This window comes from Caulobacter sp. BK020 (assembly GCF_004342605.1).
Classification (GTDB): Bacteria; Pseudomonadota; Alphaproteobacteria; order Caulobacterales; family Caulobacteraceae; genus Caulobacter.
Window position 1 is genome coordinate 215,228 of the sequence record NZ_SLZL01000005.1, and the last position, 14,478, is coordinate 229,705.

Here is a 14,478-nt window from a genome sequence, read left to right on the forward strand (position 1 = left end):
CTAGGGCTGGGCCGGGCTGGCCGCGCCGACTGGCGCGTCGTCATCAACCTCGGCCGCCGGAGACCGCGTCGGCGGCTTGAAGAACACGGCCAGCAGCAGCACGGCGACTAGGGCCATGCCGGTCGGGACCAGGAACAGGCTGGTATAGTCGACGATCGCCACGCCATCGGCGCCGGCGTGGCTCAGGCGGCTGACCAGGGTCGGGAACAGGAAGCTGGCCACCACATTGCCGACGCCCAGGATCAGCAGGTTGAACAGGCCCTGGGCGCTGGAGCGAACGTCCTTGGGGAACACCGCATCGACGAAGATATAGACGGTGGCGAAGAAGAAGGCGTAGCAGATCCCGTGCAGCAGCTGCACGGCGACGATCACCGGGACGCTGTCGGCGAAGAAGGCGAAGACCGCGAAGCGCGCGGCGTGTCCCAGGACGCCGATGATCATGGTGACCTTCCAGCCCAGGCGCGCCAGCACGCGGCCCAGGAAGAACATGGTCAGGATCTCGGCCACCTGGCCCAGGCTCAGCACCACCATGCTGAGATTGCCCGCGATCCCGACCCGGTTGGTCAGGAAGGCGTCGGCCATCACGAAGTAGCCGTTGTGGATCACCGAATCGATGAAGGTGACGACGAACAGCACCAGCACGAACGGCGCGCCCAGCAGCTTCAGGGCCCGTCGCCAGGCCAGGTTGTCGATCCCCGGCGCGTCCTTGCGGGCCGGCGTGTGCGGCAGGGTCAGGGCATAACCGGCGAAGGCGAACGACAGGATCGCCGCGACCAGAAAGATCCACCGCACCTGCTCGGCGCCGGCGTGGGCGCCCAGCAGGAAGACGAAGGGCCAGCTGACCAGCACCCAGCCGACCGTGCCGCCCATCCGCACCGCGCCGAACTCGCCGGCCGGGTCGCGCAGATTGGCGAAGGCGATCGAGTTGGTCACCGACAGGGTCGGCACATAGACCAGGCTGAAGATCAGGTAGCAGGCGAAGAACGGCCAGAAGCTGGTCGATAGCGCCGTCCCGACCAGGGCCAGGCCGCCGATCAGGTGGCTGACCGCCAGGAAGCGTTCGGCGGCGAAATTGCGGTCGGCGAACTGGTTGGAGAAGAAGATCCCGACCACGGCGGCCACGCCCCAGGCGCTGCCGACCAGTGACTGCTGCCAGGGCGCGAAGCCCAGCATGCCCATGTAAGGGAAGATCTTCGGGGCCCAGGCGCCCCAGATCGCCAGCTGGAGCACCATCATCAGGAAGAGCCGCAGGCGCGTCGTCATGGTTCTGGCCTCCCCGACCAGTCTTGGCGGCTAGGTTTCAGCCCGAATGGACCGCTCCCGCGCTCATGTAATCGAAATCATCGATAACAGGCGTCCGTCAAGGCGGCAACCGTCCAGCTGCTCGCCAAAGCAAGGGAGCTGCGCCTTGCCAAGGGCCTGGCTTGCCGCCAGTGTCGCCCGAATGGCCACCATTCTAGATGTCGCGCAGGACGCGGGGGTCTCGACCGCGACGGTTTCGAGGGTTTTCAGCGCGCCCGAGCTGGTGCTGGAAGCGACCCGGAAAAAGGTGATGGAGGCGGTCAACCGCCTCGGCTACGAGCCCAACTTCGCGGCCAAGAGCCTGCGGACCCTGCGGACCGAAAAGATCCTGGTCACCGTGCCGGACATCTCCAACCCCTTTTTCTCCCAGGTCATCCGCGGCGTCGAGGAGGCTGCTCTGGCGGCCGGCTATTCGGTGCTGCTCGGCGACACCCGCCATGAAGAGGCGCGTGAAGAGCAGTATGCCGCGATGTTCCGGCGCAAGGAGGCCGACGGCCTGATCTTCCTGGGCCATCGCCTGCCGGACGTCCTTGCCGAGATGGTCGCCGCCAAGGGGCCGCGCACGCCGATCGTCAACGGCTGCGAATTCCGCCCGGGCCTCGCGGTGTCCAGCGCCCATATCGACAACGAGGGCGCCGCCGCCGAGGTCATGGAGCACCTCTACGGCCTGGGCCATACGCGAATCGGCGTCGTGACCGGTCCGCTGGCCAGCCCGATCAGCGGCGACCGCCTGGCCGGCGTCCTGGCCGCCGCCCAGCGCCGGGGCCAGGCCAGCGCGCTGCGCATGGCCATCGGCGACTTCTCCATCGAATCCGGCGTGCGCCAGGCCACCGAGCTGCTGGACCAGCCCGGTCCGCCCACCGCCATCTTCTGCTTCAGCGACGAGATGGCGATGGGCGCGATCGAGGCGATCCGCCAGCGCGGTCTGGACTGCCCGCGCGACGTGTCGCTGGTCGGCTTCGACGACATCCGGTTCGCGCAGTATCTGAGCCCGCAGCTGACCACGGTCAGCCAGCCTATGGAGCAGATCGGTCACGAGGTGGTCAGGCTGCTGCTCGACATCCTGGCCGACCGCGCCAGCGCCCTGCAGAACGTCACCCTGCCCCACCGGCTGGTCGTGCGGTCGAGCACGGCGCCGCCCCCTGACCCCAGCTAAGGCCGTGGCGGCAGTTCGCGAACCCAGATGTTGCGGAAGCTGATCGGCGCGCTGGGGTCGCCGTGGGCCTGCAGCTTGATCGGCGCCGAGGTGAAGGGCCGCGACGGCGGCTTGCCGATATAGACGGTCTCGCCCGCGAACGCGGCGTTGTCCTGCACCAGCACGCCGTTGTGCAGCACGGTCGCGGTGGCCGGCGAGACCAGCGCCCCGTCGGGCCCGAACACCGGCGCCCGCCAGACCACGTCATAGACCTGCCACTCGCCCGGCTTGCGGCCCGCGTTCACTAGCGGCGGATGCTGCTTGTAGAGGCTGGCGGCCTGGCCGTTGACGTAGGTGGGGTTCTGATAGGGATCGAGGATCTGCAGCTCGTACCCGGCGTCGCCGGCTCCCGTGGAGGCCAGGAAGACGCCGCTGTTGCCCCGCGCCTGGCCCGAGCCGGTGATGTCGGCCGGGATCCGCCATTCCAGGTGCAGCTGATAGTCGCGGAAGCTTCGCTTGGTCTCGATGTTGCCGCGCGTCTTGTCGACGATCAGCACGCCGTCCGCCACGGTCCAGCCAGCCGGGGCCTTGTCCCGGGTCGCCACCCATTCCTTCAGGTCGCCGCCGTCGAACAGCACGATGGCGTCGGACGGGGCGCCGCCCGCCTCCTTGGCAGGGGTGACCACCGCGGGCACGGGCTTCCAGATTTCGGTGTCCTCCGGCTTGGCCTGGGCCATGGCCTGCGATCCGATAACGGGTCCGCCAAGGCCCAGCATCACGGCGGTCAGAACGAGAGGCTTCGACTTCATTTCGGTTCGTCGCTCCACGGAAAAGGCCGCGACACCATAGACGCCCGGAGCCCGTTCGCCAGGGTCCTGCTCCAAAGCCGTGCGCGCGCCAGGAGAAAACTGCGCCCATGCAACTGACTCCGGTCAGGCGCTTTTAGTTTCCAAAGCGCCCGTCGCTGGGTTGCGGCCGACAGCGGCGACGGACGCTCGCGAGCACTCGGACATCGCCGCGGAAACGCCCGTCAGAAGGGTCGTGCCGGCTTGGGGAGGATACAATGCACCGGCAGGCCCTTCGCGCCCTGTTGCTGGCCGGCTGCGGCGGTTTCGCCGTCCCGGCCTGGGCCCAGACGACCTCAACGCCGCTCCCCATGGTCGATGCGCCGACCACCCAGCCCCCCGCCGACCAGCAGGCCGTCAGCGAGGTGGTCGTCACGGGCCTGACCTCGCGCAATCGCCCGCTGATCACGGCCTCGGCTGACATCACCCTGGCCACCCGCGCCGACATCGAGCGCAAGGCCCCGCGCTCGACCGCCGACCTGCTGGAGCTGGTGCCGGGCATCTTCGTCGAAGGCACGGCTGGCGAGCTGTCCAACAACTACTCGGTGCGCGGCCTGCAGGGCGGCGGCCAACGGTTCATCCAGCTGCAGGAGGACGGCCTGCCAGTCATCTACCAGGGCGGCGGGGCGGATTTCTTCTTTTCCGAGGACGTCACGATCGACCGGCTGGAGTCGGTGAAGGGCGGCACCTCGGGCATCCTGACCGTCAACGGGGCCGGCGCGACGATCAACTTCCTCTCGCGCAAGCCCAGTTTCGACGAACCCGAGGGGATTGTCCGGCTGTCGGGCTACAATTACGGCCTCAAGCGCGGCGACTTCTATTACTCCGCCCCCATCGCCAAGAACCTGGCGTTCAACGTCGGCGGCTATGTCCAGAGCAGCCCCGGCGTGCGCGACAACACCTTCGACTATGACGGCTACCGCCTGAAGGCGATGCTGGAATACCGCTTCGACGAGGGCGGGTACCTGCGCGTGACCGGCAAGGTCGGCGACTTGAAGTCCGCCTACTACGCCGACCAGCCCTACGCCTACAGCAACGGCAAGCCCAGGGGCGTTCCCGGCCTGGACACCCAGTTCGGCAATATCGGCGGCGACGCCTTCAACCGCATCTCCGTGCCGGTCTCGAGCTTCGTCGAAAGCGACGGCTTCCGTGACTTCCGCCTCAGCGAAGGCGTGCGGGTCAAGACCAAGCAGCTGCGCGTCGATTTCGAAAAGCCGCTCAGCGACAGCGTCGAGATCTTCGCCCGCGCGCGCTATCTGGACCTGAAGGACGACTTCAACGGCCTGTTCCCCGGTTCGGGCACCGGCAACGCCGGCCTGGCCAGCGCGGTCACCTACCTGACCCCCGGCGCCAGCTCGCCGATCAACAACCTGCTCACCGCGGGCACGGCGGCCTATCCGGCCACCGTACGTTTCGGCGTCAGGAACCTGCGCACCGGCGTGGTCATTCCGTCGAGCGACACTGCGACGCTGAACGCCCTGAACGGCAACGGCTTCCTGCAGGAGACGACGCTCAACCACGACGACCAGTCGGGCCACGACTTCGGGGCCAACATCGGATCACGCTGGGAATATCAGGGCGACGGGTTCAAGAATTCGCTGACCGCCGGGGTCCAATATTACGACGTCCGCCGCAACCAGAACCAGTCGGCGGTAGCGACCGTCGTCAACGACGTCCGCACCAACAGCGACATCTACGACATCGTCTCGCTGGACGCGAACAACCAGGTCATCGGCGTGCTCAGCGACAATGGCATGGTGTCGTACGGCGACTGGGGGGCCGGCGTCCGCCGCCGCACGGACAAGTCGGTGTCGCTCTACGCCAACGACGAGCTGGCGATCGGCGACAAGATCCATATCGACGGCGGAGTCCGTTGGGAGAGCGACAAGGCCCGGTACCTGGAAGGTAACGCCGCCGCGGTCAACCAGCCGGTGCAGCCTGGCGTCGGCGGCGTCGTGCGCACCGTCGGCTCGACCTTCGACGGCACGTTCACCGAGACCCACAGGACCCAGGACAAGGTCGCCTGGACCATCGGCGCCAGCTACCTGATCACGCCCCACTTCTCGGTCTATGGCCGCTACGCCAACGGCTTCCAGACCAACAACACCGATCCGATCACCAAGATCGAACTCTACGAGGCTGGCGTGCGCTTCGAATACGGCCGGGTCCTCAGCGCCTCGGCGACGGTGTTCCGGACCAATTTCGACAATCAGTTCTACAACTTCATCGATCCGTCCGATCCCACCAGGCAGACCAGCTTCCTGGCCGACCTCAAGACCACGGGGGTGGAGGTGGACGCCCTGGTCCGGCCGATCGACTGGTTCTCGATCAACGTTTCGGGCGTGATCCAGGACCCGACCCTCAACAATCTCAGCCTCAACGGCGTGCCTCAGCCGACCTATGACGGCAACCGTCCCGAGCGGACGCCGGCCCGGCTCTACACCATCACCCCGGCCATCAAGCTGCCCAACGGCCGGGGCGAGGTCTATGCCCGCTACAAGTATGTCGGCAAGATCTACGCGGACTCCGGCAACGGCGTCGCCCTGCCCTCCTATGGGGTGACCAGCGCGGGCGTGACCCTGAACCTGAAGGACAACCTCCAGCTCAACTTCAACATCGACAACATCTTCGACGTGATCGGCCTGACCGAGGGCAACCCGCGGCAAGGCCAGACCCAGAACGCGGCCTCCGGCTATTTCTACGCGCGCGGCATCGTGGGAAGGACCTATGGCGGCTCGCTCACGTTGCGTTTCTAGGATGCGCGGGGGCGGCGACATTCGACGGGGCCTAGCCGCCGCACTGCTGGCGCTGACGATCGCGGGCTCCGCAACGGCCAAGCCGGACCTGGCTTACAGGCTGACCGAAGGTCAGAACCTCAACGCCTTCCTCCGCGACGGCCCCGTGGCCGCGCACCTGCTGCTGCGTAACGGCCTCGCCCCCCGCGTCCTGGTCGCCTTTCCGGCCGGCAACAGCGGTGTGGGCCTGTGGTTCGAGCCCACCGCTCGCCCCGTCGCCTGGCGGCTGGACCAGCCGCCCAAGCCTCTCCGGCGGAATGGGCTCAACGGCGTCGTGGCCGTCGCCAGCCTGGACGCGCCGCAACTGGTCGTCAGGCAGGCGGTGCTCTCGAACGTGCGTTACCTGCGCGACTACCAGTCCGTCGGCCGCTTCCCGCCCCAGGTCGCGGTCCAGCCGCGGATGGAGGGCGACACGATCACCTGGCGCCGCGCCCGGCTCGACGGAGCTCCCGGCTATGTCCTGTCGCTCCGCGTCGTCAACGGCCGTCTCGACCGGGGCGCGCTGGTCGCGGGACCGGACGGACGGATCGGGCTGGAGATCACGGCCCTGACCGGCGATCCGCCTTTGACGCCGATCCCCGCCCCGAAGCTGCTCAACGCCCAGGCCGCCCCCGATCCGGCCGCGCGCGACGCCCTGTCCTTCCTGAGCTATCGCGAAAAATTCCTGGCAGGGTCCTGGCGGTTCAACACCTATTTCGGCCGCGACACCCTGATGTCGGTGCGGCTGCTGATGCCGGCCCTGCGGCCCGCGGCGGTCGAAGCCGGCCTGAATTCCGTGCTGGCCCGGTTGTCTCCCGGCGGCGAGGTGGCCCACGAGGAAGGGATCGGCGAGTTCGCGGTTGTCCAGAACCGCAAGGCCGGGCGCGACGGCGACGCGGCGGAGCTCGACTACGGCATGGTCGACGACGACTACATGCTGGGCGTCGTCGCGGCGGACTACCTGCTCGGCCCCGGGCGCGAGCGCGCGAGAGCTTGGCTGGCCCAGTCCTTGGCGAGCGAGAGCCGTCCGGGAGTCCGCGCACCGACCGGCGCGGCGCTGGCGGCCAATCTGCGTTTCGTCCTCGACCAGGCCCGCCCCTTCGCCGACGCGCCCTCCGCGCGCACCCTGATCGCCATCAAGCCCGGCCGAAAGACCGGCGAATGGCGCGACAGCGAGGAAGGTCTGGGCGGCGGCGTCTATCCCTACGACGTCAACGCCGCCCTCGCCCCGGCGGCCGTCGAGGCCGCCGACCGCCTCTTCCGCGCCGGCCTGCTGGACCCCTATCTTTCGCCCGAGGATCGCCCGCGCTTCGCCGAGGCCGGCCGCACGGCGCGGGTGTGGCGGAGCCGGGCCGCGCCGTTGTTCCGGGTCGAACGGCCGGCCGCCGAGGCCGCCGCCTCGATCCGGGCCTATGCCGACAGCGTCGGCGTTCCCGCGGCTTCGGCCTTGCGCGCCCTGGACGGCCGGCCGCTGGTGTTCCACGCCCTGTCTCTCGACGTAGCGGGCAGGCCGGCGCCGATCCTCAACTCGGACGAGGGCTTCGAGCTTCTGTTCGGCCGACCGACGGCGGCGGATCTCGACGCCTATGTCACGGCGATCACCCGTCCCTTCCCGGCCGGATTGATGACCGACATCGGCCTGGTGGTCGCCAACCCGGCCTTCGCCGATCGTCAGGCCCAGGCGCGCTTCACGCCGGCCGCCTATCACGGCGCCGTGGTCTGGTCGTGGCAGCAGGCGCTGCTGGCCGCCGGCTTTGAGCGACAGCTGGCGCGCTGCGACCTGCCCGGGCGGGTGCGCGCCAGGCTCGTCGCCGCCCAGGCCGGGCTATGGCGCGCGATCGGAGCAACCCGCGCCCTCCAGAGTTCGGAACTCTGGTCGTGGACGTTCCGCGACGGCCGCTACCAGGTCGCGCCGTTCGGCGCCGGCAAGGCCGATGTCGACGAGTCCAACGCCGCCCAGCTGTGGAGCACGGTCTATCTGGCGGTGCGCCCGCCCCGGCCGCCGACCAAGGGAAAGGCGTTCGCCGCGCCGCCCGAATGGACCGGCTGCCGACGGTAGCGTGACGGCTTCAGCCCGGAACCGGAGCGATCCCGCCGATCATCGCAGCGATGGCGTCGTCGTGCTTGGGCAGGGTCGGCGCCGCTCGGGCGATCACCGCCTCGATCTGTTCGAGCTGACGGCGATTGGCGGCGGGATCCAGCGTGTCGGCCAGGGGGCTGCAGCCCTCGGCCCGCACGCCCTGGCCTTCCAGCACGGCCAGCCAGCTGGCCTCGCGAAACAACTCGTCGGACGTCAGCATCAGCCGCCCGGCTCGGCGATATTGCGCCTCCCGATCGATCAGGCTCTCGGGCAAGGCCATGCGCCGTGCCTGCCGCCACAGCGGAGCCTCGTGCCCGTGGGTGGCGTGATAGTGCAGGATCAGGAAGTCCCGGATCCCGTCCATGTCCCGCCCGAACAGCGTGTTGAACTGACGCGCGAGGCCCGGATCGCAGTCGCGATCGGGGAACAGGGTGATCAGCTTGGCGATCCCGCTCTGGATCAGGTGGATGCTGGTCGACTCCAGCGGTTCGAGAAAGCCGGACGACAGGCCGATGGCCACGACGTTCTTGCGCCAGGTTTCGCGCCGGAAGCCGGCCCTGAATCGCAGGAGGCGCGGCTCGCCCAGCGCCTCCCCGTCCAAGCCGCCCAGCAGCGTCGCCGCCGCCTCGTCATCGGAGAGGAAGGCGCTGGCATAGACATAGCCGTTGCCCATCCGATGCTGCAGCGGGATGCGCCATTGCCAGCCGGCCGGCCGCAGGGTCGAGCGGGTGTAGGGGGTGGTCTCGGCGACCCGCGTGCAAGGGACAGCCACGGCTCGGTCGCAGGGCAGCCAATGCGACCAGTCCTCGAAGCCGGCCTCCATGACGCCGTCGATCAGCAAGGCGCGAAAGCCCGAGCAATCGACGAAGAGGTCGCCTTCGATCCGCTCGCCGCGATCGATGGTCAGGGCCATGACGAAGCCGGTGTCCGGCGCCCGCTCGACCTGGTTCACCCGGCCTTCGCGCCGCCTCACTCCCGCGGCCTCGGCCAGCCCCCGTAGATGCTGGGCATAGAGCGACGCATCGAAGTGGTAGGCGTAGCCCAGGGTCGACAGGATCGAGCGCGGATCGTCCGCCGGCCTGGCGAACCGGTTGGCGGCGGCCAGCTGGGTCGCCAGCGAAAACGCCGACAGCGGGCGGTCGAACCCGTCCGAACGCGCCTTCAGCCAGTGCTGGTGGAACGGCACGGCGTCCAGCTCGACGCCATGGCGCCCGAACGGGTGGAAGTAGCGATCGCCAGGACGGGCCCAGTCGACGAATTCGATGCCCAGCTTGAAGGTCGCCTTGGTGGCGCGAACGAATTCCGCTTCGTCGAGGCCGATCAGCGCATTGAACCAGTGGATCGTCGGGATGGTCGCCTCGCCCACCCCCACCGTGCCGATCGCCTCGGATTCGAGAAGCTCGATCGTCAAGCGGGGCCCGAACGCCTTGGCCAGCGCGGTCGCCGTCATCCAGCCGGCCGTACCGCCGCCGAGGATCACCAGGCGCTCGATGCGGTTCATGCCACGCTCCCCCAGATTCAGGCGCTGGAATATCTTCCGCGCGAGCCGACCGATCCCAAGCATCGATTCGCCCCGCCTGCTGGGCAAGCGTGACTGTTTCGGCGCGATGAAACTTCACCGCTGGTTCGTCTTCCCACTATTCGAGCATCCTTGGTAAAAATGTGCCTTTGAGGCGGCATCTTGCGCCTCGATTTTCGCCGACAACGTTGTCATTGAAAACATTAGGCTTTTCCTGCGGGACCGCGACGCTATGGTGCGCGCCAAGGCGAGCGACAGTCTCGCCGGCTTGCAGCAGGACGGAACATGCAGAACCAATGGCTGGGCGCCAACGCGCCCCCGACGAAGCACGCGCGTCTATTGGCCTGGGTCGACGAAGTCGCCGCCCTGACCAAGCCGAAGGCCATCCACTGGTGCGACGGCTCCGACGAGGAATGGACCGCCCTGACCGACGAACTGGTGGCCGCCGGCACGCTCAAGCGCCTCAATCCCGACCTCCGTCCCAACTCGTTCCACGCCGCCTCCGACCCGCGCGACGTCGCCCGCGTCGAAAGTCGCACCTTCATCTGCTCCGAACACCAGGCCGACGCCGGTCCGACCAACAACTGGCGCGACCCCGCCGAAATGCGCCAGACCCTGACCGGCCTGTTCGACGGCTGCATGAAGGGCCGCACGATGTATGTCGTGCCGTTCTCGATGGGACCAGTCGGATCCAAGATCAGCGCCCTGGGCGTGGAGATCACCGACAGCGCCTATGTCGCCGTCTCGATGCGGGTGATGACCCGCATGGGCCGGGCCGCCCTGGACGCCCTGGGCGAGGACGGCTTCTTCGTGCCGGCCCTGCACACCCTGGGCGCCCCGCTGGCTGAAGGCGAGGCCGACGTGGCCTGGCCGTGCAATGACGACAAGTACATCGTCCACTTCCCCGAAAGCCGCGAGATCTGGTCCTACGGCTCGGGCTATGGCGGCAACGCCCTGCTGGGCAAGAAATGCTACGCCCTGCGTATCGCCTCGGTGATGGCCCGCGACGAGGGCTGGCTGGCCGAGCACATGCTGATCCTCAAGCTGACCTCGCCGGCCGGTCAGGTGCGCTACGTGGCCGCCGCCTTCCCCAGCGCCTGCGGCAAGACCAATATGGCCATGCTGCAGCCCACCCTGCCCGGCTGGAAGGCCGAGACGATCGGCGACGACATCTGCTGGATGCGGTTCGGCGCCGACGGGCGGCTGTACGCGATCAACCCGGAGGCCGGCTTCTTCGGGGTCGCGCCGGGCACGGGCGTCAAGACCAACCGCAACGCCGTCGACACGCTGCATTCCAACTGCATCTACACAAATGTCGCCCTGACCGCCGACGGCGACGTCTGGTGGGAGGGCCTGACCGACCACCCGCCCGAGGGCCTGACCGACTGGAAGGGCCGGGCCTGGACACCGGAACTGGGCGAGCCCGCCGCCCATCCCAACGCCCGCTTCGCCGTGCCGGCCGGCCAGTGCCCGGTCATCGCCGACGCGTGGGAGGATCCGGCCGGCGTGCCGATCTCGGCCATCCTGTTCGGCGGCCGCCGCGCCTCGGCCGTGCCGCTGGTCACCGAGGCCTTCGACTGGGAGCACGGGGTGTTCCTGGCCTCCAATGTCGCCTCGGAAGGCACGGCGGCCGCCGAAAACAGCATCGGCGAGCTGCGCCGCGATCCCTTCGCCATGCTGCCGTTCTGCGGCTACAACATGGGCGACTACTTCGATCACTGGCTGAAGGTCGGCGCCGCGGCCGATCCGGCCAAGCTGCCCCGCATCTATTTCGTCAACTGGTTCCGCAAGGACGACCGCGGTCGGTTCGTCTGGCCAGGCTATGGCGAGAACAGCCGGGTGCTGAAGTGGATCGTCGATCGGCTTGAGGGGCAGGCCGACGCCGTCGACAGCCCGATCGGCCGCCTGCCCGCCCGCGACGGCCTCGACCTGACGGGCCTGGACCTGACCGACGCCCAGCTGGACCTGCTGCTGACCGTCGATCCGGAGATCTGGCGGGCCGAAGCCGCCCTGATCCCCGAGGCCTACGCCCGGTTCGGCGACCGCCTGCCCGCCGCCCTGTGGCGTCAACTGGACGCCCTGGGCGAACGGCTGGCCCGCGTCGAGCGTCCCGCCCGGGTGCTGGAACAGGCCTGATCCCCGTCCTCCCCTTCAGGAAACAAGCGCCGGCCGGCGCATGGAGACCGAATGCACGTCGCGATGGAAAAGCCCGCCCGCAAGTTCGTGGTCGGAAACTGGAAGATGCACGGCAACCTGGCCGCCCTGCCCGTCCTGGGGGCCATCGACGCGGCCGCGCGCGAGACGCCCACGGTCGATGTCGGGGTGGCTGTCCCCGCGACCCTGATCACCGCCGCCTGGCAGACCGCCAACGCGATCCACGTCGGCGCACAGGACATCCACCCGGCCGACAAGGGGGCCCACACCGGTTGCCTGTCGGCGCCGATGGTCAAGGACGCCGGCGCGGCCTTCACCATCGTCGGCCACAGCGAGTGCCGGGCGGGCCGCCAGGAGAGCGACACCGAGGTGCGCGGCAAGGCCGAAGCCGCGCGGCGCCACGGCCTGTCGGTGATCCTCTGCGTGGGCGAACCCCTGGAGGTCCGCGAGGCGGGCCGGGCCGAGGCGGTGGTCCGCGCCCAGCTTGAGAACTGCCTGCCGGCCGACGCCGACGGCGCCTGGCTGTCGGTGGCCTACGAACCGATCTGGGCGATCGGCACGGGTCGCTCGGCCACCCAGGACGACATCGCCGCCATGCACGCGGTGCTGCGCGAAACCTGCCGCACGGCCCTCGGGCCGGCCGGCGACCGCGTCCGGCTGCTGTATGGCGGGTCGGTTACCCCGGCTAATGCGGCGCAGATCCTGGCGACGCCGAACGTCGACGGCGTGCTGGTGGGCGGCGCCAGCCTGACGGCCGAAACCTTCCTGCCGATCATCGCGCACGCCTGAACGGGCGCGCCTTACTTGAAGGCGTTCCTGAGGTAGACGCGGAGGTTCTGGGCGACGCGCGGCGTCAGCGAGCCCAGTACGCCCTTGCGCGCCTCGGGCAGATGGGCGGCCGGGTCGCCGTCGGCCTCGAACCAGTAGTGGTCGAAGATCGCCCGCCAGGCGTCGCGCTGCGGCCCGGGCAGGTGGCGCACCGCCAGCAGGCCGTGGACCAGCACCTCGAACGGCGACCCCGCCTCGGGCGGCAGGTCGCGCCACCAGTAGTTGACCAGCACATTGAGACTGTCCAGCGACTGGACATGGCGCCACCAGGCGGTCGGGATGTAGATCGGCCAGCAGGTCGTCGAGGGTGGCCGAGATCCCGCCCAGCCGCCGTTCGACGTTCAGAGGCCCGCTCGGCCTCGCCATAGAAGAAACGGCCGCCGATCTCGGGCGGTCCGACCAGGGCCTCAACCGTCGCGCCGGCGTCGAAACCCCGGAGAGAGGCCGCTGCTTCCCCGGGTCCCTCGCGACCGGCGCGGACCGCCGGCCAGTCGGCCGCGAAGCCGCGCAGCACCACCGGCCGATAGGCAGGCGCGATCTCGGCCCGCAGCAGCTCGCGCGTGACGTTCGAGCGCTCTGGAAGGGGCGGAAAGGACAGGCTCATGCGGCGGGAGACTAAGCCCTGGCCGGCGCGGACCGAAGGGCCCCCGCCACCGCCTCGCGCAACGGCTTGGGCCGATAAGCGTCGTCATAGAGCGTCACGCGCTTGGCCAGGTGGTCCTTGCGCGGCGTGAAGCCCTGCAGCCACGAATATTTGTCGACCATGCCCCAGGCCAGCACTTCTCGGGTCTGGCGGTAGTCCAGCATCAGATCGAGATAGGCCTTGGCGACGGCGGCCGTCTCCGCGTCGCGGACGTCGATGTCGGCCGGAAGGGCCTGGTCGTTGACGTCGAATTCGGTGATCAGCAGGTCATAGCCCATGCCGGTCGCCTCATCGATGAAGGCGCGCCAGGCCTTTTCCTGGGGCGGCCCGAGGCCGCCGGCGGCGGCCGGATCCTCCGTGCCGAGATGGCTCTGCACCCCAAGAGCGTCGACCGGCGTCCCGCGCTTGCGGAAACCTTCCAGCAGCTTCAGCACTCCGGCGCGATGCGCCTCGTTGCCGGCCTCCCAGCCCATGTAGTCGTTATAGACCAGCCGGGCCTTGGGCGCGGCGGCGCGGGCGGCGTGGAAGGCCGCGTCCAGGGTCTGCTCCGGGCCCATGGCGTCGGAGAAGACGGTGCGGCGGATCGAGCCGTCCCTGGGGTCGATGGTCTCGTTGACCACGTCCCAGGAGTCGATCTGCGGGTAGCGCGCCACGACCTTGTCGATGTGATCGACCAGCAGGGCCCGGGCGTTTCGGGCGGCCGCCGGCCCCTTGCCGAAGTCATAGGCGTTGAGCCAGGCCGGGAACCACTTGGGATGGTGCCACAGCAGGGTGTGGCCGCGCAGGGCGATGTCGTGGGCCTTGGCGAAGGCGGCGATCCGGTCGGCCCGTTCGAAGGCGAAGGTCCTGGCGTCGGGCCGCAGGACGTACCACTTCAGCTCGTTCTCGGGGACCAGCACGCCGCATTCGTCGATCAGGATCTGGCGATAGCGGGGATCGTCGAGCGTGCCAGTCAGAGACCCGGCCCTTCCCGCCCCCACCGCACTTCCGAAGCGGAGACCCTTGCCCCGCGCCAGGGCCGCGAGCGACGGTCCGGGCGCGCGTTCGTTGGCCCGGACCAGATCGGGAACCACGCCCATCGCCACCGAGGCGGCGCCCAGTCCCATGAAGCCGCGCCGGGAAAGGGATGGAAGGAACGCCACGGCAAAGCCCTTTGCGAAGAACGCCGCGCAACGTCCGGAACGTTGCGCGGCGAGTT

General features: G+C 69.1%; 10 protein-coding genes. 5 read left to right on the top strand and 5 right to left on the bottom strand.

Annotation, left to right across the window (positions count from 1 at the left end):
• The gene (locus EV278_RS08435) at positions 1–1,263 is read right to left on the bottom strand and encodes an MFS transporter (protein ID WP_132089310.1); all 1,263 of its coding nucleotides are present in this window, start codon (positions 1,261–1,263) and stop codon (positions 1–3) included.
• 181 nt (positions 1,264–1,444) lie between these two features.
• Between EV278_RS08435 and EV278_RS08440 the strand changes: the two genes are divergently transcribed.
• Positions 1,445–2,458, top strand: coding sequence for a LacI family DNA-binding transcriptional regulator (locus EV278_RS08440; protein ID WP_132089313.1), 1,014 nt, complete (start codon positions 1,445–1,447; stop codon positions 2,456–2,458).
• On the opposite strand, the gene EV278_RS08445 is transcribed toward EV278_RS08440, so the two are convergent.
• On the bottom strand, positions 2,455–3,213 hold the full coding sequence (locus EV278_RS08445) for a DUF1080 domain-containing protein (RefSeq protein WP_132089549.1): 759 nt from the start codon (positions 3,211–3,213) through the stop codon (positions 2,455–2,457). The two genes, EV278_RS08440 and EV278_RS08445, sit on opposite strands and share 4 nt — an antisense overlap.
• A gap of 287 nt (positions 3,214–3,500) precedes the next feature.
• On the opposite strand from EV278_RS08445, the gene EV278_RS08450 reads away from it, so the two are divergent.
• Both EV278_RS08450 and EV278_RS08455 read left to right on the top strand, forming a co-directional pair.
• Positions 3,501–6,038, top strand: a complete 2,538-nt coding sequence (locus EV278_RS08450) for a TonB-dependent receptor (RefSeq protein WP_243692129.1) — start codon at positions 3,501–3,503, stop codon at positions 6,036–6,038.
• A gap of 1 nt (position 6,039) precedes the next feature.
• Positions 6,040–8,115, top strand: a complete 2,076-nt coding sequence (locus EV278_RS08455) for a hypothetical protein (RefSeq protein ID WP_132089316.1) — start codon at positions 6,040–6,042, stop codon at positions 8,113–8,115.
• Between the two features lie 10 nt (positions 8,116–8,125).
• Here the strand turns inward: EV278_RS08455 and EV278_RS08460 are convergent, their stop codons facing one another.
• The gene (locus EV278_RS08460) at positions 8,126–9,637 is read right to left on the bottom strand and encodes a tryptophan halogenase family protein (RefSeq protein WP_132089319.1); all 1,512 of its coding nucleotides are present in this window, start codon (positions 9,635–9,637) and stop codon (positions 8,126–8,128) included.
• Positions 9,638–9,940: 303 nt separating this feature from the next.
• Here EV278_RS08460 and EV278_RS08465 point away from each other — a divergent pair, with 303 nt between their 5' ends.
• The gene (locus EV278_RS08465) at positions 9,941–11,791 is read left to right on the top strand and encodes a phosphoenolpyruvate carboxykinase (GTP) (RefSeq protein ID WP_132089322.1); all 1,851 of its coding nucleotides are present in this window, start codon (positions 9,941–9,943) and stop codon (positions 11,789–11,791) included.
• A 51-nt stretch (positions 11,792–11,842) separates the two neighbouring features.
• Positions 11,843–12,598 carry a triose-phosphate isomerase gene (gene tpiA / locus EV278_RS08470; protein WP_207905459.1) on the top strand — a complete coding sequence of 252 codons (756 nt, stop codon included), beginning with the start codon at positions 11,843–11,845 and terminating at the stop codon, positions 12,596–12,598.
• A gap of 11 nt (positions 12,599–12,609) precedes the next feature.
• On the opposite strand, the gene EV278_RS08475 is transcribed toward tpiA, so the two are convergent.
• Positions 12,610–12,924, bottom strand: coding sequence for a cupin-like domain-containing protein (locus EV278_RS08475; protein WP_347812822.1), 315 nt, complete (start codon positions 12,922–12,924; stop codon positions 12,610–12,612).
• Between the two features lie 328 nt (positions 12,925–13,252).
• A complete protein-coding gene (locus EV278_RS08480) occupies positions 13,253–14,386 on the bottom strand; it encodes an endo-1,4-beta-xylanase (protein ID WP_132089328.1) in 1,134 nt (377 codons plus the stop codon).
• Between the last annotated feature and the right edge of the window lie 92 nt (positions 14,387–14,478).